This window comes from Shewanella sp. VK101 (assembly GCF_056497865.1).
Window position 1 is genome coordinate 4145886 of record NZ_CM151402.1, and the last position, 26819, is coordinate 4172704.

Annotated in this window: 23 protein-coding genes; 9 read left to right on the top strand and 14 right to left on the bottom strand. The window is 52.8% G+C overall.

Annotated features, from left to right (window positions below; genetic code table 11):
• Nucleotides 1-255 precede the first annotated feature (255 nt).
• Both ACSHSR_RS18405 and ACSHSR_RS18410 read right to left on the bottom strand, forming a co-directional pair.
• Nucleotides 256-645, bottom strand: coding sequence for a hypothetical protein (locus ACSHSR_RS18405; protein ID WP_071239079.1), 390 nt, complete (start codon nucleotides 643-645; stop codon nucleotides 256-258).
• Nucleotide 646: 1 nt separating this feature from the next.
• The gene (locus ACSHSR_RS18410; RefSeq protein ID WP_345887096.1) at nucleotides 647-2548 is read right to left on the bottom strand and encodes a CdiA C-terminal domain-containing protein; all 1902 of its coding nucleotides are present in this window, start codon (nucleotides 2546-2548) and stop codon (nucleotides 647-649) included.
• Between the two features lie 328 nt (nucleotides 2549-2876).
• Between ACSHSR_RS18410 and ACSHSR_RS18415 the strand changes: the two genes are divergently transcribed.
• Nucleotides 2877-4784: an ABC transporter ATP-binding protein gene (locus tag ACSHSR_RS18415; RefSeq protein WP_096141982.1), complete on the top strand. Its 1908-nt coding sequence runs from the start codon at nucleotides 2877-2879 to the stop codon at nucleotides 4782-4784.
• 44 nt (nucleotides 4785-4828) lie between these two features.
• A complete protein-coding gene (locus ACSHSR_RS18420) occupies nucleotides 4829-5281 on the top strand; it encodes a DUF2390 domain-containing protein (RefSeq protein ID WP_096141983.1) in 453 nt (150 codons plus the stop codon).
• Here the strand turns inward: ACSHSR_RS18420 and ACSHSR_RS18425 are convergent.
• The gene (locus ACSHSR_RS18425) at nucleotides 5241-6854 is read right to left on the bottom strand and encodes a GMC family oxidoreductase (protein WP_479631030.1); all 1614 of its coding nucleotides are present in this window, start codon (nucleotides 6852-6854) and stop codon (nucleotides 5241-5243) included. The genes ACSHSR_RS18420 and ACSHSR_RS18425 overlap by 41 nt on opposite strands.
• Nucleotides 6855-6873: 19 nt before the next feature.
• Nucleotides 6874-7380, bottom strand: coding sequence for a hypothetical protein (locus tag ACSHSR_RS18430; RefSeq protein WP_025011298.1), 507 nt, complete (start codon nucleotides 7378-7380; stop codon nucleotides 6874-6876).
• Between the two features lie 122 nt (nucleotides 7381-7502).
• Here ACSHSR_RS18430 and ACSHSR_RS18435 point away from each other — a divergent pair, with 122 nt between their 5' ends.
• The 3 genes from ACSHSR_RS18435 (at nucleotide 7503) to ACSHSR_RS18445 (ending at nucleotide 9712) form a co-directional block, all read left to right on the top strand.
• Nucleotides 7503-8480, top strand: a complete 978-nt coding sequence (locus ACSHSR_RS18435; protein WP_479631031.1) for a hydrolase — start codon at nucleotides 7503-7505, stop codon at nucleotides 8478-8480.
• Nucleotides 8464-8721, top strand: coding sequence for a YheU family protein (locus ACSHSR_RS18440; RefSeq protein WP_025011300.1), 258 nt, complete (start codon nucleotides 8464-8466; stop codon nucleotides 8719-8721). The genes ACSHSR_RS18435 and ACSHSR_RS18440 overlap by 17 nt, the downstream gene beginning before the upstream one ends.
• A gap of 103 nt (nucleotides 8722-8824) precedes the next feature.
• Nucleotides 8825-9712, top strand: a complete 888-nt coding sequence (locus ACSHSR_RS18445; RefSeq protein ID WP_025011301.1) for a phosphoribulokinase — start codon at nucleotides 8825-8827, stop codon at nucleotides 9710-9712.
• 203 nt (nucleotides 9713-9915) lie between these two features.
• Here the strand turns inward: ACSHSR_RS18445 and ACSHSR_RS18450 are convergent, their stop codons facing one another.
• Both ACSHSR_RS18450 and ACSHSR_RS18455 read right to left on the bottom strand, forming a co-directional pair.
• Complete coding sequence (locus tag ACSHSR_RS18450) at nucleotides 9916-11241, bottom strand: IS4 family transposase (RefSeq protein ID WP_208184440.1); 1326 nt, start codon at nucleotides 11239-11241, stop codon at nucleotides 9916-9918.
• 234 nt (nucleotides 11242-11475) lie between these two features.
• Nucleotides 11476-12258, bottom strand: a complete 783-nt coding sequence (locus ACSHSR_RS18455; RefSeq protein WP_025011302.1) for a tetratricopeptide repeat protein — start codon at nucleotides 12256-12258, stop codon at nucleotides 11476-11478.
• A gap of 356 nt (nucleotides 12259-12614) precedes the next feature.
• On the opposite strand from ACSHSR_RS18455, the gene crp reads away from it, so the two are divergent.
• The 4 genes from crp to ACSHSR_RS18475 are packed head-to-tail and all read left to right on the top strand — an operon-like array spanning nucleotide 12615 to nucleotide 15668.
• On the top strand, nucleotides 12615-13250 hold the full coding sequence (crp, locus tag ACSHSR_RS18460) for a cAMP-activated global transcriptional regulator CRP (RefSeq protein ID WP_025011303.1): 636 nt from the start codon (nucleotides 12615-12617) through the stop codon (nucleotides 13248-13250).
• 54 nt (nucleotides 13251-13304) lie between these two features.
• A complete protein-coding gene (locus ACSHSR_RS18465; protein ID WP_231473520.1) occupies nucleotides 13305-13682 on the top strand; it encodes a PepSY domain-containing protein in 378 nt (125 codons plus the stop codon).
• On the top strand, nucleotides 13663-14337 hold the full coding sequence (locus tag ACSHSR_RS18470; RefSeq protein ID WP_025011305.1) for a response regulator transcription factor: 675 nt from the start codon (nucleotides 13663-13665) through the stop codon (nucleotides 14335-14337). Before ACSHSR_RS18465 ends, ACSHSR_RS18470 begins: the two co-directional genes overlap by 20 nt.
• Nucleotides 14337-15668, top strand: coding sequence for an ATP-binding protein (locus ACSHSR_RS18475; RefSeq protein WP_025011306.1), 1332 nt, complete (start codon nucleotides 14337-14339; stop codon nucleotides 15666-15668). Before ACSHSR_RS18470 ends, ACSHSR_RS18475 begins: the two co-directional genes overlap by 1 nt.
• A gap of 92 nt (nucleotides 15669-15760) precedes the next feature.
• On the opposite strand, the gene ACSHSR_RS18480 is transcribed toward ACSHSR_RS18475, so the two are convergent.
• The 8 genes from ACSHSR_RS18480 to ACSHSR_RS18515 all read right to left on the bottom strand — a co-directional run bounded on the left by ACSHSR_RS18480 (nucleotide 15761) and on the right by ACSHSR_RS18515 (nucleotide 26786).
• Nucleotides 15761-19219: a zinc-dependent metalloprotease gene (locus ACSHSR_RS18480; RefSeq protein WP_479631032.1), complete on the bottom strand. Its 3459-nt coding sequence runs from the start codon at nucleotides 19217-19219 to the stop codon at nucleotides 15761-15763.
• A gap of 23 nt (nucleotides 19220-19242) precedes the next feature.
• Nucleotides 19243-20106: a hypothetical protein gene (locus ACSHSR_RS18485; protein WP_181317252.1), complete on the bottom strand. Its 864-nt coding sequence runs from the start codon at nucleotides 20104-20106 to the stop codon at nucleotides 19243-19245.
• 52 nt (nucleotides 20107-20158) lie between these two features.
• Nucleotides 20159-20551 (bottom strand): hypothetical protein, encoded by a 393-nt coding sequence (locus ACSHSR_RS18490; protein ID WP_025889173.1) that lies wholly within the window; start codon nucleotides 20549-20551, stop codon nucleotides 20159-20161.
• A gap of 330 nt (nucleotides 20552-20881) precedes the next feature.
• Entirely contained in the window at nucleotides 20882-21682 is an 801-nt protein-coding gene (locus ACSHSR_RS18495; RefSeq protein ID WP_025011309.1) for a DUF1338 domain-containing protein, read from the bottom strand.
• Between the two features lie 83 nt (nucleotides 21683-21765).
• On the bottom strand, nucleotides 21766-23226 hold the full coding sequence (gene astD, locus ACSHSR_RS18500; RefSeq protein ID WP_335916274.1) for a succinylglutamate-semialdehyde dehydrogenase: 1461 nt from the start codon (nucleotides 23224-23226) through the stop codon (nucleotides 21766-21768).
• Nucleotides 23227-23236: 10 nt separating this feature from the next.
• Entirely contained in the window at nucleotides 23237-24256 is a 1020-nt protein-coding gene (gene astA, locus ACSHSR_RS18505; RefSeq protein WP_025011311.1) for an arginine N-succinyltransferase, read from the bottom strand.
• Between the two features lie 101 nt (nucleotides 24257-24357).
• A complete protein-coding gene (locus tag ACSHSR_RS18510; RefSeq protein WP_109247303.1) occupies nucleotides 24358-25575 on the bottom strand; it encodes an aspartate aminotransferase family protein in 1218 nt (405 codons plus the stop codon).
• A gap of 305 nt (nucleotides 25576-25880) precedes the next feature.
• Entirely contained in the window at nucleotides 25881-26786 is a 906-nt protein-coding gene (locus ACSHSR_RS18515) for an alpha/beta hydrolase (protein WP_208139859.1), read from the bottom strand.
• Nucleotides 26787-26819: the final 33 nt, after the last annotated feature.

Sequence of the window (26819 nt, forward strand, 5' to 3'; positions counted from 1 at the left end):
CTGAGCTTTGATGGGTATTTCAAAGCCTAGTCAAGGCTGTGCGAAACATCAAAAAGATATGGCTGTCCTGTTTTTTTATTGCAAAGAAGTGAGACGACGTCCGGAATACTCAATCAAAGAATCGCATTTTCGCTGGGCTTGGGGTGAATTTCTTAAACTGGTTAACACCTCTGGGAGGACAAATTTATGAGGGGATCCTCCAGTGTTCAAAGTATGCTCTGGCCCTGCCCTTTGACGTAGGGCTTTACACCTCATTTAAAAATCTTTACTCAATTCTAGACCATTAGAGTCTTTCTGAGCATAAAGAGACTCGTATTGAAATGACAAAGCAAACTCAAATGAAGTTTGCTTTGATAGATTCAACACAATTCTCTTCACATCATCAAATGGGTTAGGCAACGTAGCATCAACATCAAAATATGCTCGTAATCCAACAGACCAGTCTGCATCTTCCAAGTCTTCAGTTAATACTGTCGAATTTTCAAGATTCGTCTTAACCGACATGGACGCATTTGTATTAGGTAATATTATAGACAGCTCGGACTCCGTCTCAAACAATTCAGAATACTCAACCCCCATTAAAGCGTCTTTTATATCCTGAAGCCTAACACCCTTCGCAACTTCCAAATTGAGAGTCATAGTCATCTTAGAACTTCCTCAATAAAACATTTTCACCGTCAATCAAATACAGGTTCTGTAAACCATTCACCGGCTTTTCATCCAAAAACTTCAACATATCAGCTGAACTCAATGGGGAATCGGTAATGTTCAAAACTATATCCGGTGCCTGGTGCTCAACCTTATGAATCATATTATCTCTAATGGTGTGCGGGTTTTTAGACTTTGGAGAATACACATCTGCTGCTCTTCCATTGATTTCTAAATCTGGGTTGCCGCCTTTCCGTCCCGTATTAGGTAAATGCATCACATCCAAGCCTCGTTTCGACAAAATTTCTGCTGATTCATTTTGCCTATTGAGAGAGCGAACCATGTCAGCATTCGCGTTTGGATGAGGCAACTCAGGCTCTCCTCTTAAAGTGCCTAGTTTTACCTTCAACAACTCAGTGCTTGGAACACCTTTTGGATTCTCCTGACTTTTCAAAGGAGTGTCAACATCACCCTTTGGCGTCTTGCTATTCAGTGGAGTCTGGTGTTTTCCGATATAAGTTTGAACTGCATGGTCGTTCCGAACCGCCTTTTGCGCCTTGGCGATATCTTCCAATACGCTGCTGGCCGGGCTGATAATCCTGCTGGCCCGTTTCTTGGTCACAACAAGAAACATCAGGATCACCCCAAAGACGCTGCCAACCAGCGCAGCAAGCAGGACAAGAGACATCTCCAACATGCCATCCAAACTGACCCGGCTATGCATATAACCGGCTATTTCGGCCAGCTTATCTTTGGGAAGGGCGTCGAGATAACGCAGTGGCAGTGATTGCAATAAGGCCCGGACATACTCATCTTTTAACAGCAAGATCAGCATTTCCATCGCTTCACCTGTGGCCTTCAAGCCATTTTCACCGCGGGCACGCCATTGGGCCAGTTTGGCCTCCAGAGCATCGACATCGCCTGTCATTATCGCCTCGAGCAACAAAGAAAGACTTATCTCTGCTTCCTCGAGGAATGCCATCAAGCCGCTGAAATCCAGCAAATCGTCCATGAAGCTGGCTGTTCCCTGACTCAGCCCCTGTGTGTAAGCCTGGCCAGTCTGCAAGGCTTGTTGCCAGATTTGCTGTTGGTTGAACTGTTCTCGCTGAGCCGTCAGCTCCGCCAGCTGTGCATCCACTTTTTGCCTGAAGCTGTCACTGATTTGCTGAACATCCGCCTGAGCGGCCAACTGTTCGCTTTTCTTGGCCATTTCCGCTGCCGCGGTGTCCAGCGACGCCGCCAACTGACGGTAGAGGTCGGGTAACCTTTGCTCTGCACTTTGGCGCTCAGCCTCATCGCCGAAGATCACTGTGGCTTCCCCGTTGGGGCAATCTTCCAGGCAGGCCCAGCCCTTGGCATTCAATACCCCGCTCTTTTGCGAACCATCACTGAATTCGACTCTATAGGGCACCTTACCGGCCGCCGTCTCCTCTTTGTCATCGTAAACCAGTTCCAACTCCAACCTGCGTCTGGCTTGAGCGAACTTGGGGCTGATTTTGGCCGTTGGCGCCGTGGTGGGCGCAATCTGAGTAAGGCTGGGATCCGGGCTGTAAACAGGTTCGATGGCCGGGGCCAGGCTGCCGGTGGATGTCTTAAAGTGAGCACTGCTGCCTGCAGAGGCAAAACGCTTTTGGATCTGATTAACGGCGTGAGGGGAAATACCTTCTTGAATGTTGGTAATCCACTCGCCTGATTGATAACGAAATAGTGGCAAGATTGGAGTATCACTGAGGATCACTCTGCTGCCATCGGCCAGTTCCCGCTTGAGCTGCTCGAGCGAGCGCCCGGACGGCGCCAAAGATACAAGCTGTTCATTGCTCAAGCTTTGCCAGTTGGCCTCAATCTGCCCGGCATCGCTGAGATGCAACTCAGCCATGCTGACTACGCGGATTACGCCCATCTACGACTCTCCCTGTCTGCCCCAAGGTAATTAGGTTACCCCTTGGTAAAACTCCTTGTTTCCTGTGGCGCTTTTTTGAGCGCGCCTGGATGGTACTGCAAGTTTTTACAAAAAGCAGCTCAGAAATATCTGAAACTTTGGCTTTTTCCGATATTTTTCGCGTCGTTAGCCGTAAAACTATACTTTTGAGGGGAGTCTTTCATTCGAAATGATGAACTACTTTTACCCAGGTGCCAGCTCACAGCAAAGTGTTGCTGCTATAGCCTGAGGCCGGGGTTCTGGGCTATCATCTGGCCCCATAAATTCAGCGTATTCCAAAGCAGTATTCATGATCACCATTTCCGATGCCCAGTTGATCCGTGGCACCAAGACCTTGCTTGACGAGGCCTCATTGACTATTTATCCCGGCCACAAGGTGGGATTAGTCGGCGCCAACGGTACGGGCAAGTCCTCATTGCTGGCCCTGATTTTAGGGCAACTACACCTGGACAAAGGCGAGATCAGCGTGCCATCCCAGTGGCGCATTGCAACTGTCGCCCAGGAAACCCCGGCGCTGGAGGTATCGGCACTGGAATATGTGCTCGATGGCGATCGTGAGTTTCGCGAGCTCGAAACCCAGCTGGCGAAAGCTGAAGCAGAGGATAATGGCCACAGGATAGCCGAACTGCACGGCAAGCTTGATGCCGTAGGCGGCTACAGCATACGCGCCCGTGCCGGTACCCTACTGGCAGGTCTTGGCTTTACCGAGGCCCAGCAGAGCCATCCGGTGAAGAGTTTCTCCGGCGGCTGGCGGATGCGTCTCAATCTGGCGCAGGCACTGCTGTGTCGCTCGGAATTATTGCTGCTCGATGAACCCACCAACCACCTGGATCTGGATACCATGTACTGGCTGGAGGGTTGGATTAAATCCTATCAGGGTACGCTGGTGCTGATCAGCCACGACCGTGACTTTATCGATGCCATAGTGGACGAAATCGTCCATGTGGAACACCAGAAACTCAACTTCTACAAGGGTAACTACAGCGCCTTTGAACACACTCGCGCCGAGCGTATGGCCCAGCAACAGGTGGCCTATGAACGCCAGCAGCGAGAGCGTGCGCACATGCAGTCTTTTGTGGACCGCTTCCGTTACAAGGCCAGTAAGGCCAAACAGGCCCAAAGCCGCCTGAAAGCACTGGAAAGGATGACTGAGTTGATGCCTTCCAAGGCCGACAGCCCTTTCTATATGGAGTTTCGCGAGCCGGATGCGCTGCCCAACCCCTTGGTGAAGATGGAAGATGTGTCGGTTGGCTACGGCGACAAGGCTATTCTCAACAAGGTGCATCTCAATCTGGTACCCGGCGCCCGCATCGGTTTGCTGGGGCGCAACGGTGCCGGTAAGTCCACCCTGATTAAGTTGCTGTCTGAGCAACTCTCGCCCATGCGCGGCCTGTACGAGCCCAATCCCGGGCTCAATATCGGCTACTTTGCCCAGCATCAGATAGAGTTTCTACAGCTGGATGATACCCCGCTGCAGCATCTGCAGCGCCTGGCCCCCAATGCCCGCGAACAGGAGTTGAGAGACTTCCTCGGTGGTTTTGGGTTCCAGGGCGATATGGCACTTGCCCAAGTGCGTCCCTTCTCCGGTGGTGAAAAGGCCCGTCTGGTGCTGGCGCTGCTGGTTTGGCAACGCCCCAATCTATTGCTGCTCGATGAGCCCACCAACCACCTGGATCTGGAGATGCGCCACGCCCTGACCGTAGCGCTGCAGGGCTTTGAAGGCGCCATGGTGATAGTGTCCCACGACCGTCACCTGCTGAGACTCACCTGCAACGACTATTACCTGGTCGATGGCGGCGAAGTGCGGATGTTCGATGGCGATCTGGATGACTATCACCAGTGGTTGCTGGATGCCGCCAAAGCCGCAACGGCATGTATGTCTCAGGTTGACGAAGCCTCACCGGCCCAGGACAAGAAGCTGCAAAAGCGTCTGGAAGCTGAATTGAGGCAAAAACTATCGCCGCTGAAGAAACGTCAGGCCAAACTGGAAGCCGAGCAAAGCCAGGCTACCGACAGATTGGCGGAGCTGGAAAATCTGCTGGCGGATACTTCTCTCTACGAGGCCGAGCAAAAGCCCAAACTGACGGAGATCCTCGCCGAGCGCACCCAACTTTCGCAGGCGCTGGAAGAGAGTGAAATGAACTGGTTGGAACTTCAGGAAGAGATAGACACCATCGAAGCCGAGTCAGGCCTTTGAGCCGGGGAAACCCGGGTGTTGAGATTGCAAGCAAGGAGAAAAGCGTGCCACATACGAGTCTGTTTACCTCTAGTCTTTGGCAGGAATGTGAAACACTTTACCCGGCGCTGGAAAGCCTGCTGATAAAACTGCAGGACGAACACGGCCTGATAGTCAACCTCTTGCTGCTGGCGCTGACTCTGGACAACAAAGGCGTTAGCCTCAACCAGGGATCATGGTCCCAGCTCCACAGCGAAGTTGAGCAGTGGGAAAGCGGCATTCTGCGCCCCTATCGGCGGCTGAGACGCTTGGCCAAACCCAACCTGGGACAAGCCGAGTACCAACAGATGTTGGATGTCGAGCTGATGATGGAACGCAGAGGGCAGCAGCTGATATTGCACAAACTCAATGGCCTGCCTCGCAGCGTCACTGAAGACAAGCAACACAATCTCAGTACCTATCTGGCACAGTTCAACCTCAGCCCTCAGCAACATCCTGCTCTGCTGGCTCAGGCTTGAGCCTCCGGGCCAGCAAGCTGGCGTTGCGCGCAGTCAAACCATAGATACTCAGCTGTGGATTGGCTCCCAAACTGCTGGGGAATACAGAGCCATCCATCACCGACAGATTGCTGTAGTAATGCGCCTGGCCTTCGCTGCTCACCCAGGATAACTGCCTGTCTTCCCCCATGGCGCAGCCACCCATCACATGCGCCGAAGCCACTATGGTCTTCAGTGGCGCCAGCGGCATGTCGGCAATAACCTGTTTGGCCTCTTGCCAGGAGGACAAAATTCCGGCGCCCTCATTGATGGGCATAACCTGCTCGGCGCCTGCGGCAAACTGCAGCTCGGCCATGCTGGCAAAGGCCCTTCTGGCGGCGGCAAACAAGGCCGGCGTCAGAGGGTAATCCAGGGCAGTGCCTTTATCTGTCAGCAATACCTGGCCACCGGGCAATTCCGGCGAAAAGCCATCCCGGATCAGGGCTATGGTGACCTGCAGATGATTGAACCAGGACATCAGCTCGGCATGCTGTGGCCCATAGCCCAGAGTTTTGGAGGCGATAAGCACAGGATGTACCGGCGGTACCTCCAGCTTATATCCTGGTTGACCAGTGGCCCCATCTTGCCAAACAAACTGATCCGAATATATCGACTGCGGTGCCCCGGAGTGGGCATTGATTGCCTCCCGAAAGCGGGCGCCACTGAGCACGGTTGGGTGTAAACAGGTCTGCTTGCCGAGGCGCTGATAGGGATCTGTCATTTGTGAACGCAGCAGTAATGCCGGAGTGTGGATTGCCCCAGCCGCCACCACATAATGACGGGCGCGGATCATCAATTTGACTCCAGTGGGCTTGTTATAGCCATCGAGCGCCTCGGCTCTGAGGGCAAAAACCCGCTCACCATGATGCTCGAAGCGCTCGGCGCGAACATGGCTGTATAACTCTGCTCCGGCATTCAGGGCAGCCGGTATTGTGGTGACCAGCATGGATTGCTTGGCATTCACCGGGCAACCCATACCGCAGTACCCCGTGTTCCAGCAGCCCAGCACATTGCGTTTGATAACTGTGTAGTCCCAGCCAAGCGCGACACAGCCATCCCTGAGGGCCTGGTTGTTGCGGTTGGGATCTATCGGCCAGCGACTGATATTGAGCCTTTGCTCCATCTTGTCGAACCAGGGATCCAGCTCGCTGCGGGACAAACCTTTAACCCCAAGGCTTTGCCAATAATCCAAAGTGGCTTTGGGGGTGCGAATCGAAGTAGTCCAGTTGACTGTGGTGGAGCCGCCGACCGACTTACCCTGGAAAATACTGATCCCCTTATCCTGGGTCTTCATGGCCGCCGCTTGCTGGTAGAGTTCTGGATAGGCGCGGCGCTCCTCCATGACAAAGTCAGGGGATGACTTGAGCGGCCCGGCCTCCAACAGCAAGACTCTGAGCCCCGCCTGAGTCAATACTTCAGCCGCCGTGCCACCGCCGGCACCTGTGCCTATGATGACAACATCCGTCTCCAGTTCAAGATCCTCGGTCAAAGAGGCTCCATCTGTATGTTTCCAACCTGCGGCCAGCCCGGCCAAAATGGGATCAGCTATCGGCAAATGTGTCTCCAGTCGGGTATCAGAGTGCCAGTTTTGGCTTGTTATAGTTGAGTCTGTCCCAATGCTCAGGGCAGGCATAATAGCTTGCCATCAACAACTCTCTGAGACCGAGATAAGCTTGTTGCAGCAGCTCCATCCAAGAGCTGCGCCAGGATTCCAGCATCTCGACCAATTCATTGGGGCTGCGCAGCATCAGAGGCGTCATGCTGCCACTCAGCAAGAGTAAACCAAAGCGGTTCTCCAGGATGTCGAGCAGTTGTTCCAACTCCTGACGCTGGGCCTTAGGTAGCCATTTCAGGGTTTGATTGACCGCATCCAGCGTGCGATTGATGGCACTGCTTCTATGTTTGTTAATCTCCGGCAATGCCCCTTCCAGCAACACGGGGATCAAGGCACCAAGCAGAAGGTCATGGGGCTTTTCATGCTCACTCAGGTTGGCGATTTCCTCCTCCTCATAGAGGCTGACACCCAATGCCAATGCACTGGTTCCCCCCAAAGCCCAAAGCAGAAACTGCCGTCTTTGCATGCCTGTCCTCCTGTCATTCCCCTGCACTCAGCTGTGCTGACATCTGTGTTACAATCCTGCCAATAACCAATTAACCACAGCAAAGTGCCCACGGCAATAGGCCATTTCGCAAGCGAGATCCCATGAGCAGTAGTTTTCGTCCGCCCTGGTGGGCCAGGAGCCCCCATTTCCAAACGATCATACCTGTTTTGACCAAGGTGGCAGGGCTACCACTGCGGCGTGAACGGCTGGAGCTGGAGGATGGCGACTTTATCGACCTCGACTGGCTCAAGACGCCAATCCCGGGTAAGCCCTTGTTGGTAATACTGCACGGGCTGGAAGGCAGCGCCGACTCCCACTATATCCGCCGCCTGCTGCGCGAGTGTCAGAAGCAGGAGCTGGCAGCCGTAGTGCACCATCACAGAGGCTGCTCGGGTGAAGACAATCGCCTGGCGCGCAGTTACCACAGTGGTGATACGGCCGATATCAGCCATAGCCTGCAAACCCTGAAGCAGCGCTATCCCCATTCGCCTCTGCTGGCGGTAGGTTACAGTCTCGGCGGCAATGTACTGGCCAAGTACCAGGGAGAATTTGCAGATAAAAGCCTGCTCAGCCGCGCCGCCGTGGTATCGGCACCGCTGGCGCTGGCATCCTGTGCCAAGCGGTTGGAGAAAGGCTTCTCCAAGGTTTATCAAAGTTATCTTATCCGCCAATTGCAGCAAAAAATGCTGCTGAAACTCGAGCGGGGCAACAGCCAGTTGCCGCTGAATGGTGAGGCCATCAAACGGCTGAACACCTTTTATGATTTTGACCATCAGGTGACTGCACCACTGCACGGTTTCAACGGTGTCGATGACTATTATCAAAAGGCCAGCGCCTTGCCTTTATTGGGCAAGATAGCCAAACCGACCCTGATACTGCATGCAGCAGACGACCCTTTTATGACTGACGCGGTAATCCCTTCATTGGAGCATTTACCCGCCTGCGTCGAATATGAGCTGCATGCCAATGGCGGCCATGTGGGCTTTATTGAGGGCGGCACACCGTGGCAGCCACGCTATTATCTGGAGCAGCGATTGCTGCGTTATCTGACGGAGTCAACCCATGCTGATACCCTATGAATCCCTGCTGCAACTGCCCAAGGAAACCCTGGATAACCTAATTAAGGAATACCTGCTTTCCCAGGTGGAAGACGGCAGTTTCGATGCCCTGGGTGACAAGGCGTTGGAGCAGGCCATCGGCAAGTGCCGCCTGGCGCTCAAGAGCGGCCATTTACTGGTAGAATTCAGCGAAGATGACGAGTCTGTTGCCATCCGCTCCCGCGAGGAGATCATGCGGCGTACCCCACTTGTCGACGATTGACCCGTCCCCCTGCATTCCTTTATAAGTAGTTAACTAAAGGTTAACGGGTCAGATAACCACAGCGTCGGCCTGCAGCCCAAGCTCTTTGAAACAGGTAGGAAAAATGTCTGCAAAACATCCAATTATCGCAGTGACAGGTTCATCGGGTGCCGGAACCACGACTACCACAACCGCCTTCAGTCACATCTTCAGACAACTGGGGATCAACGCGGCCATGGTGGAAGGGGACAGCTTTCACCACTATACCCGCGCCGAAATGGAAGTGATGATCCGCAAGGCCAAGGCCGAAAACCGCAACATCAGCTATTTTGGCCCGGAAGCCAATGACTTTGCCCGTCTGGAGAAGTGTTTTTCCGACTATGCCGGCACGGGGCAAGGGGAAACCCGCTCCTACCTGCATACCTTCGATGAAGCCGTGCCTTACAACCAGATGCCGGGTACCTTTACTCAGTGGCGACCGCTGCCGGAAGACACGGATATGCTCTACTACGAGGGGCTGCACGGCGGTGTAGTGACCGGCGAAAGCAATGTTGCCCAGCACGTGGATCTCTTGATTGGCATGGTACCCATAGTCAACCTGGAGTGGATCCAGAAGATCATTCGCGATACCTCTGAGCGCGGCCATACCCGTGAAAAAGTGATGGGCTCAATCGTGCGTTCGATGGACGACTATATCAATCATATGACGCCACAATTCTCCCGCACTCATATCAATTTTCAGCGGGTTCCTACGGTAGATACCTCCAACCCCTTCAGCGCCAAGGATATTCCCAGCCTGGACGAAAGCTTTGTGGTGATCCGCTTTCGCGGCATCAACAATGTCGACTTCCCCTATTATTTGAAGATGATCCAGGGGGCTTTTATGTCCAGGGTTAACACCCTGGTCGTGCCGGGAGGCAAGATGTCACTGGCAATGGAGCTTATTCTGACACCGCTGATCAAAGACCTGATGGATAAGCGCCAAGCCCTGCTGGAGCAGGATATTGAATAGGCTGGATGCAGATAAACTTTGGCTTCAGACTCGATTAAGTTTGATTTAAGTCTAAAGGGGTAAATTACAGTCATCGGGATTTCAGGCGAAATACTGATGGTTGACATACTCTTGGGGATAGATTCCCCCATCTTGATCTGTTTGTTCCCTTGAGTATGTCAACAACCTACCCTATTTTAGATGCCCATAATGGGTAATGCCGTTCACTTAGTGTGAACGGCATTTTTCTTAGGCTTAATGGGATACTTGTTTTTACTCATTTTTAACGCACGTGGATAGGCTCTATCCCGTTTCCCATCAAGCTTGAACTGCCTCGCATTACGCACTATGTCCAAGACCTCTCTCGGGACATTTCCAGGCGTTTGAGATGACAGTTGAGTCAGTTTAAAAATGATATAACTCGATGCATCTCTAAAGCTTAATTGGTTCGGATGTAACGACGGTAAGCTCTTAGCCATCAACATCATCTTGTATCTGATGAGGTTATAGGCCAATAGTACCCCCCACAATTCTTGGATAACCAACTCTGGCAATTGACTACGCAACGTAAAGCGACTCTCCAGAAGATGCTGCTTCATCTCCCGATAGCCCACTTCTATCTCCCATCGATGGGCATATAAATCCGCTATCTCTGCCCCCGGATAACGCAAGGGGTCTGTTAATGAGGTCAAAATGGAAACCGACTTACCTTTTATCGTCTTTGTCAGTAAGCGAGCTTCAATATTGTCAGGTAGCATAGGCCACTTCTTTCTGGCTTGAGGCGTGGTGGCTAACTGCACCAGTTGGTCGTGTTTTCCTAAAGAGCGTACCACTTCATATTGTGTCCCTTTCTTCAACGGCAGCAGCCAGTGACTGTTCGGTTGAGCCTGTTGCCAGGCGTGCAAAAGCCCCAACGAATAAAAGCCTCTGTCAAACAGCGTCAGGCTGTTATTGGGTATGCTTGATATCAGTTCGGCGGCTAAATTCATTTCACTGACAGCAACAGAATCAAAGGCACTGTTCAATACCAGGTGGCTGCTTAACTCCATCATGCAAACCATGCGAATTTGAGGATAGGCAGCATCACCAGAAGCGTTGGCGGTTTTGGCGAACACCTGATTGTTTTGCTCACTATCAGGTGTTCGCCACACGACACCATCGACACCGTAGAGGTTGAGCCCACACCAATGAGGATGCTCTGCTCTTTCATGCCAGGTCTTGGCACTTCGCTTAAACACATCCTGAACAACGTCAGAGCCCAATCGCTTACGCGCTTGCGTGACAGCACTGCGCGCAACGTAATCCACCTCTTGCGGTAAGACGATATCAAGCTTATTGATGAGTGAACGGACGGACTCGCCTCTGAACAGAGCCATACCAATCACCGCCCAAATCATGGCATCCATAGGTAACTTACGTCGTCTTAAACTGGCAACACCATGTGAATCAAGGCACGACTGAATTAACTCAGGCTCAAGTACATCGGCCAGACAGGTGAATTCGGTAAGACGATTGATATGAGTACGCGCCAAAGCTTCTGAAAGTTGCATAAAAAAATCCGATGACATGGGGTCATCGGATTTTGATCCTTTCAGTGAGATCGTCAAGCGATCTGTCTTAACTGATCGGCATTACCCATAATGGGCATTTTTTATTGCCCGAATTCGTGCTCTCCATGCAAGCGTCAGTTTCTTCCTCTGACGCAAACACAATCAACCACAGCAAAAACCCCAGCGTTCAGCAAAGGGATTATCCGTATCGGCTTGAAGCATTCACAACGGGCGTTATTCCATCAAGGGCACCACTTCACGGTAAGGCTTGTGGCTGCGATAACTCTCCAGCCGCTGCCGGAATTCAAGCGCCTTACTGAGATCCTGCGACTGCTCCAGCGCTGCAATGGCCTGCTGCTGAGTCGCCACCGCGGCGGTAAAATCCCCTAATTCGGCGTAAGCTGCCGCCAAGTTATCGAGATTGGTGGGGTCCTGATTGTTGTCTTCCAGTAGTTGCTTGGCAAGCGCCAACGCCCGACCACCATCGCGGTACTTGGCTTCGGGGCAAGTGGCCAGGATCCAGGCGGCATTACCAAGAGAGATGTCATCACCGGCCGAGCTGAAAAACGCCACCGCCTTGCCGCAATGGCGGTTAACCCCTTCACCACCTGAAGCATAGAGGAAACCCAGTCTGAACCTGGCCCAATGGTTGCCCTGCTCCGCCAACGGCAGATACCAACGCTCGGCCAGCGCCAGATCCCGCTGCATCAACTTGCCTTCAAATGCCAGGTCTGCCAGGGTTTGCTGCGCCTTGGTTTCGCCCCCTTCGGCAGCCTTGGTCAGCCAAGCGAGGCCGGCAATTTTGTCCTCGGCAACGAAGCGGCCGGAGAGATACATCAAACCTAGCAGGTACTGAGCTTCCACTTCACCATTTGCGGCATTGAGCTGAATATAGGCCAGTTTGCTGGCGGCAATTTCCTTGCTTGGCTGGGGAATGGCAAAGGCCTGTAACTGTCCGCTGAACAGACTCAAGGCCAACATGGCAGCCGCTGCAATTAAGGGAGATTTCACTCTGATACCCTTTGATAATCTATGCATACAGACTCATAAATTAGCCCGAACCCGGCGTGAAAGTCGAGGTCAATCCACCAATAAAACGCTAATAGTAGCTCTCAATGGGCTTGGCGAATTGTGAGCAAGGTGAAGAAGATGTGATTTAACCTACAGACTGGAGCGATTCCAGGGGCTTTTAATCTGTATTGGTTGACATGTATCACTAAAGTATCAGAATGATAACCAAGATTAGCGATTTAATTGCGTTGATTCACTCAGTCTAAACTAAGACTTGGTTCAAAGTTTACTCTTTGATATTGACGTAAAATCCTTATTTAGAATATCCTTACTTTCGTTTTAATCAATCGAGGAACATAGGCATGGCTCTGATTGGTAAGCCAAAACCAGATCCGACTTTGGAGTGGTTTTTATCACACTGTCACATTCATAAGTATCCAGCCAAAAGCACTCTGATCCATGCTGGTGAAGATTCAGACACTCTGTATTACATAGTAAAAGGGTCTGTTGCCGTATTGATTAAAGATGAAGAAGGTAAGGAAATGATCCTCTCTTACCTGAATCAGGGCGACTTTATCGGTGAACTGGGTCTGTTTGAAGAGCAAGCCGAGCGTACCGCTTGGGTTCGCGCCAAGCAAGCCTGTGAAATTGCTGAGATCTCTTACAAGAAGTTCAAGCAGCTGATCCAGGTTAACCCTGAGATCCTGATGAAGCTGGCCGCTCAGATGGCACACCGTCTGCAAAGCACCAGCCAGAAAGTGGGCAACCTGGCCTTCCTCGACGTGGCCGGTCGCATCGCTCAGACCCTGTTGCATCTGGCTAAACAGCCTGATGCCATGACACATCCAGACGGCATGCAGATCAAGATCACCCGTCAGGAAATCGGTCAGATTGTTGGCTGCTCCCGCGAAACCGTGGGCCGCATCCTCAAGATGCTGGAAGAGCAGAACCTGATCCAGGCGCACGGTAAAACCATAGTAGTTTACGGTACCCGCTAAGCCAGCTTCAGCTTGATTTAAGCCTGATTCTATAGAGTGGCCAAGGTAATAACCTTGGCCACTTTTGTTTTTCAGGAGCATCAATTGAGAGGGCTATTTTTCATTTGCTTTATTAGCCTGACTTTGAGCACTGCAAAGGCTGAAGTGGCCAGTCCCCACCTGGAACCCGATCACGATATCGCCAAGGAATTAGTGAAATCCGGGACGATCCTCTCCCTGGATGCCACTCTCTCTCAGCTACAATGGGTGTGCCATGGCAAATTGATTGACGCTCATCTCTATCAGAAAGAGGGTGAATGGCGTTATGATTTGCAGATAAAAGTCGAACATGGCCATATCGTCAGTCTGAGTCTGAATGCAGGCACAGGTTTACACGATGATCTAATCCCATTACCGAGCGAATGTCGTCCCAATGAAACTTCTACTCGTTGAAGATAATGCCCTGCTGGTTGAAGAACTGGCAAAACAACTAAAGCAAGCAGGCTATGTCACGGATGTGACCGACAAAGCCATAGAAGCCGACTATCTGGTCAAAGAAACCCAGTATGACTGCATCATTCTCGATATCGGCCTGCCCGATGGCAACGGCTTGCAGTTGCTGGAAAAATGGCGTCAGCAGGGGCTGACCACTCCTGTGATTATGCTGACCGCCCGCAGCCAGTGGCATGAAAAGGTTGAAGGCTTCAATGCCGGTGCCGACGACTATCTGGGCAAACCCTTTCACACCCAGGAACTGCTGGCCAGACTGCAGGCGATAATCCACCGCACCCATGGCCGTGCCACTGTGCCCGGCAAGCAATTGAACTTCGGTGGCGTCAGTCTGGATGAAGCCGAGCAGACTGTGACTGTCAATGGTCAACGTTTCGACCTGACCGCCATGGAGTTTCGCTTGCTGCGGATCTTCTTGATGTCGCCCAAGAAGCTGCTTTCCAAGGCACAGATCACCGACAAGCTGTACCAGTTTGATGATGAGAAAGAGAGCAATGTGGTCGAGGTCTATGTCACCCATCTGCGCAAGAAACTGGGTAAGACAGCGATAGAAACCCGTCGCGGCCAAGGTTATATCTTTCACGGCAGCCAATCCTGATGATGTCCATCCGCACCAAGCTGAGCCTGTGGCTGACAGCACTGGTGTTACTGAGTACCCTGATAGGCCTGGCGTTTATGGAATCCATGCTGCGCCAGGCATTTCACGACTCTATTATCAACCGCTTGCAGGAAGATCTGGAGCAAGTGGCGCTGGCCACTCACCTCAATGACGGTGAGATCCTGATAGATCAGAGCCTGCTTTCCGGCTTCTACAAACCCGCCTATTCCGGGCGCTACTACCAGCTCAATCTGCCGGATCGGGAGATCCGCTCCCGCTCCTTGTGGGATCAACGCCTGGAAATAGTGCAATTGGAGCCAGGGCAAACCCGTGCCTGGCAAACCAAAGGGCCACAGAATCACGACATTCAACTGTTGTCTTTGGGGCTGACCTCAAGTAGCAAGAAGATCAATGCCACCCTGACGGTGGCACAGGATCTCAGCATAGGCCGCAAGGTATTTACCGAGGTTTATGGCACCAAACTGAGTGTCAACCTGGCCATGTTGCTGGCAATGATCCTGGGAATATTTCTGGTATTGCGGCAATCCTTCAAGCCGGTGAAGCAGATAAAACAGGCGCTGGCCAAACTCAGGGAGGGGGAGATCAACTCGCTGTCGCTGGAGACCATTCCTCCCGAAGTCAAACCTCTGGCCGAAACCTACAACGAGCTGCTTGAATACACGAGTAACCAAATTCAGCGCAGCCGCAATAATCTGGGCAATCTCAGCCACGGCCTGAAGACGCCACTGGCAGTGATGCGCCAGCAGGTAGAAGCGCTGGGGCTGAAAGATCCCGATACCGCCAGGGCACTGGAGCAACAACTGGATCAGATCCACAAGATGATAGAGCGTAAACTGGCGGCGGCGCGGATCACAGGCGATATGCTGCCGGCGGCACAGTTGGTGCTGCCAAGGGATTTGGAGAGCCTGTGCCAGACCCTGGACAAGGTGCATAGACACAAGCAGATTAGCTGGCGCTTCGATATCAGTGATGGTATTCCCAGGCTACCAATCCACAGAGAAGACGGCATGGAACTGCTCGGTAACCTGTTGGACAACGCCTATAAGTGGGCCTCAAGCCAGGTGTTGGTGAGGGTGTGGCAACATCAAGGACTGGTGTATGTCAGCGTCGAAGATGACGGCCCAGGGGTGGCAGAGGAAAACATGCAAACCCTCACCCGCCGCGGCAATCGCCTGGATGAAGAGATCAATGGTCATGGGCTGGGGTTGTCGATAGTCAAGGATATTGCCGAGCAGTATCAGTTGGATATCGACTTCTGCAAGAGCCCGGCACTAGGCGGACTCAAGGTTTCACTGACCTTCAAGGCCTGAAGGTTAGCCTGGCTCCTCAAAGAGTCACTCAGACACAAATAAAGAACCCAGCCTAGGCTGGGTTCTTTATTATCAAGCTGTCAGACCTTGGTTTAATCAAGCACAGGCAGGTAGCTCAGAGCAAGACGGTCACGGCTCAGTTGACCATTGAGTATCTCACCCACAGTGCCGCCCTTGAGCTGCTGCGCCAGCAGTTCAGGAGAAGCCGAGGCGATAAACTGCTCCACCTCCTTGATGCGGGCAATCAGCGCCAGCGCCAACTTATTCTCGGCGGTCGCGGCGTAGATTTTACCGTTAAGGGACACTTGAGCCTGCATATCCAGCCCAGGGGCAGCCTGATGAATACCGACATATTCACGCCATACCCTGGCCTTCTGCTCACCCTGATAGTCGCTGTCGACCGATGCCAACACCACTTGTCTCAGCATCATCTGCAGCAGGTTGCTCTTGCCTTTGGGTTGACCATTGACGGTATCAAAGCCGAAGAAGCGTGATACTGTGCGGTCATAATTGGGCAGAGGCTCTATGCTCTGGCTGGCAAAATCGCTGTAGTAAGGCAGATACGTTTTCAGCTCAGGACTGCTGTTGCAGGCATCGGCAAACAAAGGCTTGCCATTGCTGACCAGATCCGGGCCATTACCCAGCGCCATGCGGCAAAGCATATCTTCGAACAGCTTGCCGGTTTGTGGCAGATCTACCAGCGCCTTGTGACCACGGCTGGAAGTCGATCTCGGAGTCGTGCGACTTACCAAGGCACGCACTGCCAGCAGTTTGTCCGGCCATACCCCAAGCACATCACGCTCGTTGACATAAGGATGGTTGGGCGAGCCTTCAGGCGCCTTGATCCCGTTCAACAAACGACCGGCGAAGGTCACATCGGCGCTCAGCATATCCCGGAACTCTTCCTTGATACCATAGTTGATAATCAGTTCCTTCAATGCCTCTGGAGAATCGGCAAACCTGCTGATCACTTCACCCGGAGCAAACTTCATGGTCATGTCGGCGCTCTTGAAGCGATACTGTTCCAGCAACTTGGCAAAGTTGTACTGCTGTCTCAGGGCTGCCTGGCCATCTGCAGTGCGGAAGGTGACATCTACCACGGCATCATTTTCACCGGCAAGGCGCAGGAACAGGTCTGCCGCCTTGTTCATCGCCCTTTGGTTGGCACAATACCAGGCATCCTGGCCGGCTGCGACTTTCAGCTGACAGTCGTTGGCGAAGAAGTTTTCCGGCAAGTCAAAGATCCCCTCGAGGAAGCTGACATCTTCGATAAACTGGCGGATCTCATCAAACTGACGCTTGCGGGCAATGGTGTAACCCAGACTGTGGTCTTCATAAAGCGACTGACGGTTATGTCTCAGGTTACTGGTTTCATAGCTGTCCTGATATCTGTCGATATAGAACTGGGCGATGTCATCCAGGTTCTGACCGGCATCACTGCGGTTACAGTTGCTGTTGAGCGACACATGCTCGTCGGTACAGAAGGCATAGCTGCGCAGCTTGTGGTCGCGGGCAATGTTGTAGAGCGCACCGAAACGTGTCTCGCCCTGGATCACTCCTTTTTGCAGCTCATCACGACGCTTGGCATCTTCGTCTTTGAGGGAGACAAAGTCGCCGTTGTCGGCCTCAACTTCACGGGCATAACCGAAACGCAGCGCCGCCAGGTCATAGGGCTCAAAAGTGGTCGCAAAACGGTTGACGTTGTAGTCCATCTGGCTGGAGAACTCGGCGTTCACTTTCAGATCAGGATAACCGGCACCGGCAAAGGCCTGGTTCAGTGTTTCCATTTCCTGTTGGTTGAAGGTGTTGTCACCATCGCGGCTACCGGCGAAGTTGTGTCTCAGGCCGAAGTTGTGGCCCAGTTCATGGGTCAGGGTACCGGCAAAGGCCTGGGCGGCCAGCGCAGTGCTCAGGCTATCCTGCAGATCCAGGCTCAGCTTCTCGAATGCCTGCAGCTTACCGCCAACATCACCATTGACCCACAACTCGGCATTCTGCCAATCAATCTTGTGGTCCTTGACGCCGGCCGGCAGCATTCTTTGCTGACCACCTGCGGCAAACACAGTGTCGACATGCATCAAAGTATGCTCGGACCAATAGTCACGGCTGGCTTCATCGAAGTCGGCCAAGGCGTTGAACTGCTGCTCAGCGGGCTTGAGTGGCAGAGCTGCCGGAGTGACGGCTACCATCACATCGGCGGGCTTGTCCAGCGCCGCAGGCACAGCTTGCAATGTGGTGGAAGCCGCTGGCTTAACCACGGCTTGCTGATAAGGCACGCCGGTGAGCGCTTCGACCGAAGCCGCATCCAACTTGCCGCGGTTATAATCCAGCATCAGTTGCCGATAGTAACGCACCGCGCCTTGCTTGAGGTTGGAGCTGTATTGGTTAACCCTGGCGCTGACAATCTCCCCTGTCAGTGGGTTGGCTGCTGATGGACCGTAACCGGCCAGACCGTTATCCAGAGGCTCATCAAACAGAGTGATATGGTTATAACGCAGATCGCCATGGCGTTTATCGCCCGCCTGCTCCAGCTTAATCTGTGGCAAGCCGGTATGATAACGACTGTTGGCGATATTCATCGCGGTCACAGATTCGATAGCCGCATCCAGGAAAGGCTTGTTCTTGGCTTCATAGAAGTTGTTGGACAAGTAGTACACCAACTCACTCTTAGCCGGGTTGAAGCGGTTCAGGTAGGTACGAACATAGCCATCCACCCCTTCTGAGTCGGTTCTGTCCCGATAGCTGTGACTGGAGTTGAAGAAACCAAAGGTGCCCTTCTCATGCTCGCTGTAAGGAATGGCTTGATAATCTTCACTGGCCAGCTGATCCAGCGCCACTATGGAGATAAATTCCGTGGTGGTGAACGACAGATTATCCAGATTGCCACCGTAAAACTGATTGAAACACTGGCCCGATGCCTGATAGGTGTGTTCAATCTCGAAGTTGATCACGCCCTTGTCCAGGTCCATTTCATAGCCTTTGTAGGCTCCGGCATTGACCAGTTTTGGGGATTCAGTTTCGGTGACACACTCACCAAACATAAAGATATCGTTGATCCCCAGCTCGGCAATCTTGGTGTCGGCAAAGTCAGGCACAAAGAAGCGCTTGTCCTGCCAGGTCAGGTTGGCATCTGTATTGACCTGCTCGACGTTGATGCATTCACGCCACTTGTCTTCGGTACATCTGAAGTCTATGTACTCACCGGGGATAGTCAGTACCGGGGCCTGGTTGATGCCCTCCTGGTAGCGGCTGTCATGACCAAGACCTATGGCGTCCCGGTCCAACTGGCGAACCTGAATACCATTCTCTGTCTTGTGCAGGGTCACCAACTTGGGATCCCCCTGGCTGAAGCCGCGGATAGCGGCGGCATAACGCGGCGCCTTGCCGACACTGCGGATATAGAGGTATTGGCGCTCACCGGCCTTCTCTATCGAGTCGCTGCTAATCTGTTTCTCATCTTTGGGCAACTCCTTGTATGGTTCTTCTCCTGCCCCACATCCTGCGAGTGCCAGGCTGGCTGCTATCGCCAGGCTCAGACTTGACTTCTTCATTTAATCCTCTGAATAAATTGAGTTTATAGGTATTTTGTTACTGAGAAATAGAAGGTGGAGCTGCGCTTGTCATACAGCTCAAATCCTTCGGAAGGCCCCAGTTCCGGGTGGTAGAAACGGCCGCTGTTGTTATGGCCAATGGCCAATGTCCAACTCTCGGCAGGCATCCATCCCAGTTCCTGGGCAAAGGTGAATTGGTCATCCATACGACGACCACGGTAATTCTTCGACATCCGATAGCGGCCGCTGATATCCAGGTACCAATTACTGGCAAACTGCCAATAGGCATCGGCCACCAGATCGACCTGATGTTCAATCAGCACCCGCTCACCGGCGGTCTTGTACTTGTAGGCGTTGTACCTGTATCTGGGAGACAGGTAGAAGCTGAAGTTGCCCTCAGGGCGATAGAAGAGATAAGCCGCCACTCTGGGGGCATACTCCAGTCTATCCAGCTTGGTGTAATGCGCCGCCGGCAGATAGACTCCGACACTGCCCTTGAGTGATAGAGTCTCGGTCAGAGAATAGAGTGGCGTCCGATACTCGAGCAAGGGGTCAAAAAAGCTCGACTCCTTACCGTGCAGCGTCTCTTTTTCACCGCCAAAGGTCAGCAGCACACTGCCCCAATCACTGTTGTAATCGACCCTGGCATCCAGGCTATAAGCCCGATACGCATCGAAGGCCGACTCACTGTAGACATTGCGGGTATAAGACGCATTGAAATAGGCAGTCCATTCGCCGAATTCTTCCTGTTTGAGTTCAAACTCATTAACCGCCTGAGCTTGTCCCGCAAGCAATAGTAAGCCCAGCAAAGGGAAGCTCGTCTTTGCTTTTTTACTTTTTATTATGCGTGACAAGGCCAGATCGCGGTGATATTTACCGGATCTCATATTTAAAAGCCTTAATTTATTTAAAACGAATTAATCTGGAGATAATTCCAGTCTAAGAGGTACTGCCACGAATAGGTTTTACCCATTCGAGGAGTAATTGCGCCCAATAGGGCATCCAACCAAAGGAAAGTTGCGGGACACCCAGGTTGGGAATACGGGGCCCGCATAAGAACAAAATAAACCAACTGACTGTAATGGCTTTAAACACTTCGGCCAAGACGGCGTTATCCGCCAGTTTAACGGCCATAATACAAGGCAAGGAGAGAGAATAGATTGCCAACTGATTTACCGGTGACGCGTTCTGTTTGGCAATAGATATCAGCGTATTAACTTCTTCAAACTCATTAGATATCGCTGCATTAGAAAAAGCCAAAAACAATAGCAAAGGCATGGCCAACTTGACCAAGCTCTGCAATTTACTATTCGACTTATTTCTCTTATTCATGTGATTTTCCGCCGCCCCAAACGGAATAGCGTCTCGATATTAGCTCGAATGCATTCAATACATATTGTTACTTATGTAAACAGCATAATCATGAAAAACACAGCGATCAACACCAACACTTAATGACTAGTCTAAATAGATTAAAAACTGGGTATATATCATAAAAAACATCATAAAAATAAATTAACCTTGGCAAATTAACACCAACGAAAAACATAATTAAAACATCATAACAACATTAATGCTTCACTATATTAAGCATGATGTTTTGTTTACTTACAAAAAAGCCTCCTTAATTAAGGAGGCCATTCTGTAACTAATTAAGCACTGTTACGACTTGACGTTGGTACTCTCAAAAATCTTATCTGCCGAGGCAGCAACAAAGCCGGTATAGAGTTCACCATCAGCTTTGGGATAACGCAGGGCAAATTCATAGAAACAACTGGGGATCTCTACCGTCTTGTCATCGAAGGCAACGGGGATTCTGTCGGCCATGGTGGAAGACTGTTCCAGCAAGACTTCGGCCGAGCCCTTGATCTCACCGCCAACACTGTTGAGGGTAAAACCAGCCTCCTTGAGCGCGGTATTGACGGCAGCCAGGGTGCTGAATTCGGCCAGGTGGTTCACAGACACGGTAAAGTGGTTGGCACGATAACCAAAGGCGGCAACCCAGGCAGCATACTCACTCTCGGCGAGCAGGGCTTGGTAGGTGTCATAGTCAAGCTGCCAGTGTCTGCCGGAATAAGTAAAGTTATCTGCGGTCAAAGCCTGGGTTGGGATCTGCTCAACCAAGTCGGCAACCCGCTGTTGCAACTCTGGGCTGAACTCTTCCACCAGCAGCTCAGAAATAAAGACCTTGGGCTGAGTCGGGTCCGGATGCTCAAAGTGCTTTGCCACCAGCTTTTTCTGCTCAAAGCGATAATCGCCGCAAGCCACATAGCCCAGCGCTTCGAAATGGGCTGCCAGCACATCCAAGCCCACCTTGGGCAGATTGAATGTACGCAAGGCGATATGGTCGTTAATAATCGCCTTGCCTTGCCCCAACAGCTGGTGCACTTTGGCCGCCGATGGCGTCATCTTGATATAGTCCTGCCACATGGCATTGAACAGCGCATTGATATCTGTATGCATGGTTATTCCCTGTGTAATGCAGTTTGCCCAAAGGCAAATGGTATGTTCAAAAAAGGGAAGCGCCACTGCGCTTCCCTTCACTGTCAGAGGCTAAGTCCCGGACTCAATGCCTGTGGCAAACTCAGACCATCGGCCTCCATGGAAGCCACGGGATAAGCACAATAGTCGGCCGCATAGAAGGCGCTGGCTCTGTGGTTACCCGATGCCCCGACACCGCCGAATGGCGCCGCACCAGAGGCTCCGGTGATCTGCTTGTTCCAGTTCACTATGCCGGCACGAATTCGTGCCAGGAAATAGTCATAGTCTTCACGGCTATCGGCCAGCAGGCCGGCAGAAAGGCCATAGCGGGTATCATTGGCCAGCGAAATCGCCTGGTCAAAGCTGCTGTAACGCACCAGTTGCAGCAAGGGTCCGAAATACTCTTCATCAGGCAGTTCAATCACCTCGGTAACATCAATCAACCCAGGAGACACCAGGCCGGTACCGCTCTCAATATGGGTCAGTTCCACCAGCGAGACCCCGCCGAGATTCTGCAGATTACGCTGCGCCGCGACCATTCCCTTGGCTGCCGCTTCAGAGATCATCGAGCCCATAAAGGGCTGAGGTTCGGCATTCCAGGGGCCGACAGCTATCGCTTTGACCGCCGCAACCAGTGCGGCAATCAAAGCATCGCCCTGCTCACCTTTCTCTATGTAGAGACGGCGGGCACAGGTACAACGCTGGCCACTGGAGATATAGGCAGATTGAATAATTTCGTGCACAGCCGCCTTGATATCACTGATCCCTTTGACGATAAGCGGATTGTTACCGCCCATTTCCAGGGCAAGGATCTTGCCCGGATGACCGGCATACTGCTGATGCAGCAAGTGGCCGGTGCGGGAGCTGCCGGTAAAGAACAGACCATCAAGCTGAGGATGTGAAGCCAGCGCTTTGCCGGTTTCCACTTCGCCCTGCACCAGATTGATGACCCCGGCGGGCAGGCCGGCTTTCTCCCACAGCTTGAGCATCAGCTCAGCCACTTTTGGCGTCAGTTCCGATGGCTTGAATACCACGGTATTGCCCGCCAGCAAAGCCGGTACTATATGGCCGTTGGGCAGATGCCCTGGGAAGTTATAAGGCCCAAAGACCGCCACTACGCCGTGGGGCTTATGTCTCAGCACGGCTCGTCCGGCAGGCAGTTCATTTTCAGTTTCACCGGTACGCTTGTGATAAGCCGCGACCGACAGACCAATTTTGCCTATCATGGCACCCGCCTCGGTGGCCGTTTCCCACAGTGGCTTACCGGTTTCCTGCGCTATGGTGTCGGCGATTTCCGCCTTATGGGCTTCCAGCTGATCGCGATAGGCCTCTATCACCTGCAGGCGGCCGTCAAAGCCGAGCATAAACCAGTCAAACTGCGCCTCTCTGGCGGCTGCAACGGCAGCTTCTACTTGAGCCGGGGTAGCGGCATTCCCCTGCCACAGGGGTTCGCTGTTGGCCGGGTTGCTTGAACTCATTGCCTGGCCTTCGCCAGCGAGCCATTGGCCCTTGATAAATTGTGTCATTATGCTGTTCCTATATTGCCAATACCCTGACCGATTGCCCGTCTGCCACCAAGAGTGCGGCGGCCAACTCGCTCGACAGGATCACTTCTTCACTGTCGTCTGTCAGCGCCAACTTGGCCGAACCGGCACGGTAGTCTGCCAAATGGGTGTTGGAGAGAATAAAGCTGTCCTTTGATTGGGGCATATCGCCGATACGCACCGTCAGCAGGCGACTCTCGCGCACGGAGCGAATGTCCGCCAGATTGCATTCAACCGTGGGGCCACCATCAAAAATATCCACATAGTTGCGCCAGCGGAAACCTTCCGCCTGTAACAGGCTCAGGGCCGGGCGTGTATTGGTGTGCACTTCACCGATAACCTTCTGCGCCGCTTCGGGCAACAGGCAGACATAGACAGGGCTGCGGGGCATCATCTCGGCCATAAAGGCCTTCTGCCCCAGACCAGAGAGGTAATCGGCTTGAATAAAGTCTATGCCGAGGAAGTTTTGCTGCAGCCAGCCGTAGAAAGGGGAATTACCGTTTTCATCGCTGACCCCGCGCATCTCGGCAATAACAGTTTCACCGAACCGATTGGCATGCTGGGCCAAAAACAGAAAGCGGCTGCGTGACAGCATGCGGCCATTGTTGCCCTTGCGGTAGGAGTCTCTCAGAAACAGGGTGCAGAGCTCGGCGGCACCAGTGTAGTCATGGCACAGGCTGAGGGTTTCAACCTCGTTACGTACTTCTATCTGCGACGAATGATAAACCTCTGTGCCCAAACGGTAATGATAGAAAGCATCTTCCATTCCCACCGCGGCTTCCAGACCACAGGTGCCCACGACCTCCTGGGTCTCTGTGTCTTCCAGCACCATGAGGTAGCCTTCATCAAAAGGCGTTTCCACCGCCTTGGCGAAAGAAGCTTCCGAACGGGCAATCTTGCGGGTCAGCAGCTCATCATTGACCGGCAGCGAGGTGAATCCATGGCCCGATTCTTCGGCGATACAGCGCAGCGCCGGGAAATCTGAGGCTCGGATAGGCCGTATGATTAACATGGTTAAATCTCCACTCATCCACAGTTGCTGCTCCGTCGGGCCCGCCCGTCAGAACAGCAGCTGTGAGTCTATTGCGCTAAGTGGGCCTAGGCCCACGGGGATCAGGCGGCAACCACCTTGGCGACCGCTTTTTCAAAGCGTGCCAGACCCTCGGCAATATCACTTTCAGGGATGATCAAAGAAGGAGTAAAACGAACCACATTGGCACCGGCCATTAGTGTCATCAGGCCATTGTCGACCGAGGCCAACAGAAACTCACGGCTGCGTCCCTGATACTGTTCATTCAACACGGCGCCGAGCAACAGTCCCTTGCCGCGCACCTCGGAAAACACCTGGTACTTGGCATTGATTTTTTCCAGGCCATCACGCAGCAGTTGCTCACGACGCTTAACGCCCTGCAGCACTTCGGGGGTATTGACTAGATCAAATACCGCGTTGCTGACGGCGCAGGCCAGAGGGTTACCACCATAGGTGGAACCATGGGTGCCCACTTTAAGATGAGCGGCAATCTTGTCAGTGGTCAGCATGGCCGCGATGGGGAAACCGCCGCCCAGAGCCTTGGCAGTGGTGAGAATGTCCGGCACTATATCTGTCCCCATGTAGGCATACAGCTCGCCGGTACGGCCAACGCCGGTTTGCACTTCATCGAACACCACCAATGCATTGTGCTTGTCGGCCAGTTCACGCACCTTGGCCAAAAATTCCGGAGTGGCGTTTATGATACCGCCCTCACCCTGCAGCGGCTCCAGCATGATGGCACAGGTCTTGTCCGACACCGCGGCTTCCAATGCGGCAACATCGTTGAATGGCAGGTGTGTGATCCCCTGCGGCTTGGGGCCAAAACCATCTGAGTAGGCGGCCTGGCCACCTACGCTGACGGTAAAGAAGGTTCTGCCGTGGAAGGCTTTGTCGAAGGCGATAATCTGATCTTTTTCGGCGCCGAAATTATCCAGAGCATAGCGGCGGGCCAGTTTCAGGGCCGCTTCATTGGCTTCGGCACCTGAGTTGGCGAAATAGACCTTGTCGGCAAAAGTGGCGTTAACCAGTTTGGTCGCCAATGCCAGTGCCGGCTCATTGGTCATCACATTGGACAAGTGCCAGAGTTTTTCGCCCTGCGCCTTAAGCGCCTCAACGGCGGCTGGATGACAGTGGCCCAAACAGTTAACTGCAATACCACCGGCAAAGTCGACATACTCTTTGCCTTCCTGATCCCAAACACGACTGCCATCGCCACGAACCGGGATAACGGGTGACGGTGCATAATTAGGCACCATGACTTCATCAAACTGGGCACGTGTCAAATTCATGTTTACACTCATTCCTTCTCATCCTTTGTGTTGTCGGCGGCTCTGTCGGCCACCGTTTTAAGCAGTTAATCTTTATTTTTTGTGAGTAAAACTGCACTTACTTGTGTTGCTTAGGTGTCATTATTAGCGAAATTGTGATCAAAATACCAGTTTGATCAATATGCAGGAGCAATGCCTTGGCCTATAAGTGCATAAAGATCTGAGTTTGAGAATTAAGCAGGCAAATATCTGCCGTTTAACGGCATAAATAGTCACAAAAAATCTCAACTGACACCGAATTCGTTAACTATTCACCTATTTTGAATAGTTAACGACAATCATAACAGTAGATTATTGCGTATAAAAGCAGCGATTTGGCCCCTGGCTTCCATGGCCTCGGGCAAGAGTTCAAATAGTGGAAAGACATGGGGCATATTGAGGTAGAAACCGACTTCTATCCGGCCTCCGTCGCGCAATACCGCCTGTTGCAGGCGCTCGGCATCCTGTAGCAGCAGCTCACGGGTACCGGCCAGCAGCAAGATGGGCGGCAGATCGTTAAAGCAACCATAAAGCGGCGAAACCCGCTCAGACATGGGGTTACTACCGGCGAGATACGCCCCCCTGAGTCTGAGCAGTGATTCAATGGTGAACAAGGGATCATCGGCCGCCAGAATGCGCTCGGTATCACCTGTGATGCCGAGATCCAGCGCCGGAGAGAGCAACACGCAGGCTCTCGGCAACGGCAACTCGAGCTGTTTCAGCTGCAACAACAGGCTCAAGGCCAGATTGCCTCCGGCAGAGTCGCCCATCAGCACCAGTTTGTCCGGGTCACAATGCTCAAGTGTCATCCGATAAGCTTCCAGCACATCATCACAGGCTGCCGGAAACGGGTGCTCCGGCGCCAGACGATAATCGGGCACATAGCAGTCCGCCAGACTGCGCCGCATAATATCGGCCAGGAAACGGGCATGGGCATGGGGTGTCTTGAAACAGAAGCCGCCGCCGCGAATATAGAAGAGGCTGACTTCTCTTGGCTGCGGCAGCTGGTAATGGATGAGTGGCGAGTGGCTCAGCGGCCAGTGCTCGACCTTGAGTTCCTGCGGCCAGCCCAACCAGCGGCGATCCATCTCCAGTAAGCGCCGGCGAATGCCGCACAGAGGCACTTTGGCACTGCCGCGACTGACCGATGGCCGCGCCACGTAAGTTAACAACCGGTTCAATACCGAGGCTTGCCAACTGGGCATAGCTCCTCCATGGAAGGCCTACAGGCTCCGCAA

Bases quoted from the DNA above. Each gene is read 5' to 3' on its own strand.
- ACSHSR_RS18475 (WP_025011306.1), top strand. From the start codon at position 14,337: ATGATGTCCATCCGCACCAAGCTGAGCCTGTGGCTGACAGCACTGGTG.
- ACSHSR_RS18480 (WP_479631032.1), bottom strand. From the start codon at position 19,219: ATGAAGAAGTCAAGTCTGAGCCTGGCGATAGCAGCCAGCCTGGCACTC.
- ACSHSR_RS18450 (WP_208184440.1), bottom strand. From the start codon at position 11,241: ATGCAACTTTCAGAAGCTTTGGCGCGTACTCATATCAATCGTCTTACC.
- ACSHSR_RS18415 (WP_096141982.1), top strand. From the start codon at position 2,877: ATGATCACCATTTCCGATGCCCAGTTGATCCGTGGCACCAAGACCTTG.
- ACSHSR_RS18445 (WP_025011301.1), top strand. From the start codon at position 8,825: ATGTCTGCAAAACATCCAATTATCGCAGTGACAGGTTCATCGGGTGCC.
- crp (WP_025011303.1), top strand. From the start codon at position 12,615: ATGGCTCTGATTGGTAAGCCAAAACCAGATCCGACTTTGGAGTGGTTT.
- astA (WP_025011311.1), bottom strand. From the start codon at position 24,256: ATGTTAATCATACGGCCTATCCGAGCCTCAGATTTCCCGGCGCTGCGC.
- ACSHSR_RS18510 (WP_109247303.1), bottom strand. From the start codon at position 25,575: ATGAGTGTAAACATGAATTTGACACGTGCCCAGTTTGATGAAGTCATG.
- ACSHSR_RS18495 (WP_025011309.1), bottom strand. From the start codon at position 21,682: ATGCATACAGATATCAATGCGCTGTTCAATGCCATGTGGCAGGACTAT.
- ACSHSR_RS18485 (WP_181317252.1), bottom strand. From the start codon at position 20,106: ATGAGATCCGGTAAATATCACCGCGATCTGGCCTTGTCACGCATAATA.
- ACSHSR_RS18515 (WP_208139859.1), bottom strand. From the start codon at position 26,786: ATGCCCAGTTGGCAAGCCTCGGTATTGAACCGGTTGTTAACTTACGTG.
- ACSHSR_RS18470 (WP_025011305.1), top strand. From the start codon at position 13,663: ATGAAACTTCTACTCGTTGAAGATAATGCCCTGCTGGTTGAAGAACTG.
- astD (WP_335916274.1), bottom strand. From the start codon at position 23,226: ATGACACAATTTATCAAGGGCCAATGGCTCGCTGGCGAAGGCCAGGCA.
- ACSHSR_RS18410 (WP_345887096.1), bottom strand. From the start codon at position 2,548: ATGGGCGTAATCCGCGTAGTCAGCATGGCTGAGTTGCATCTCAGCGAT.
- ACSHSR_RS18435 (WP_479631031.1), top strand. From the start codon at position 7,503: ATGAGCAGTAGTTTTCGTCCGCCCTGGTGGGCCAGGAGCCCCCATTTC.
- ACSHSR_RS18430 (WP_025011298.1), bottom strand. From the start codon at position 7,380: ATGCAAAGACGGCAGTTTCTGCTTTGGGCTTTGGGGGGAACCAGTGCA.
- ACSHSR_RS18405 (WP_071239079.1), bottom strand. From the start codon at position 645: ATGACTATGACTCTCAATTTGGAAGTTGCGAAGGGTGTTAGGCTTCAG.
- ACSHSR_RS18490 (WP_025889173.1), bottom strand. From the start codon at position 20,551: ATGAATAAGAGAAATAAGTCGAATAGTAAATTGCAGAGCTTGGTCAAG.
- ACSHSR_RS18440 (WP_025011300.1), top strand. From the start codon at position 8,464: ATGCTGATACCCTATGAATCCCTGCTGCAACTGCCCAAGGAAACCCTG.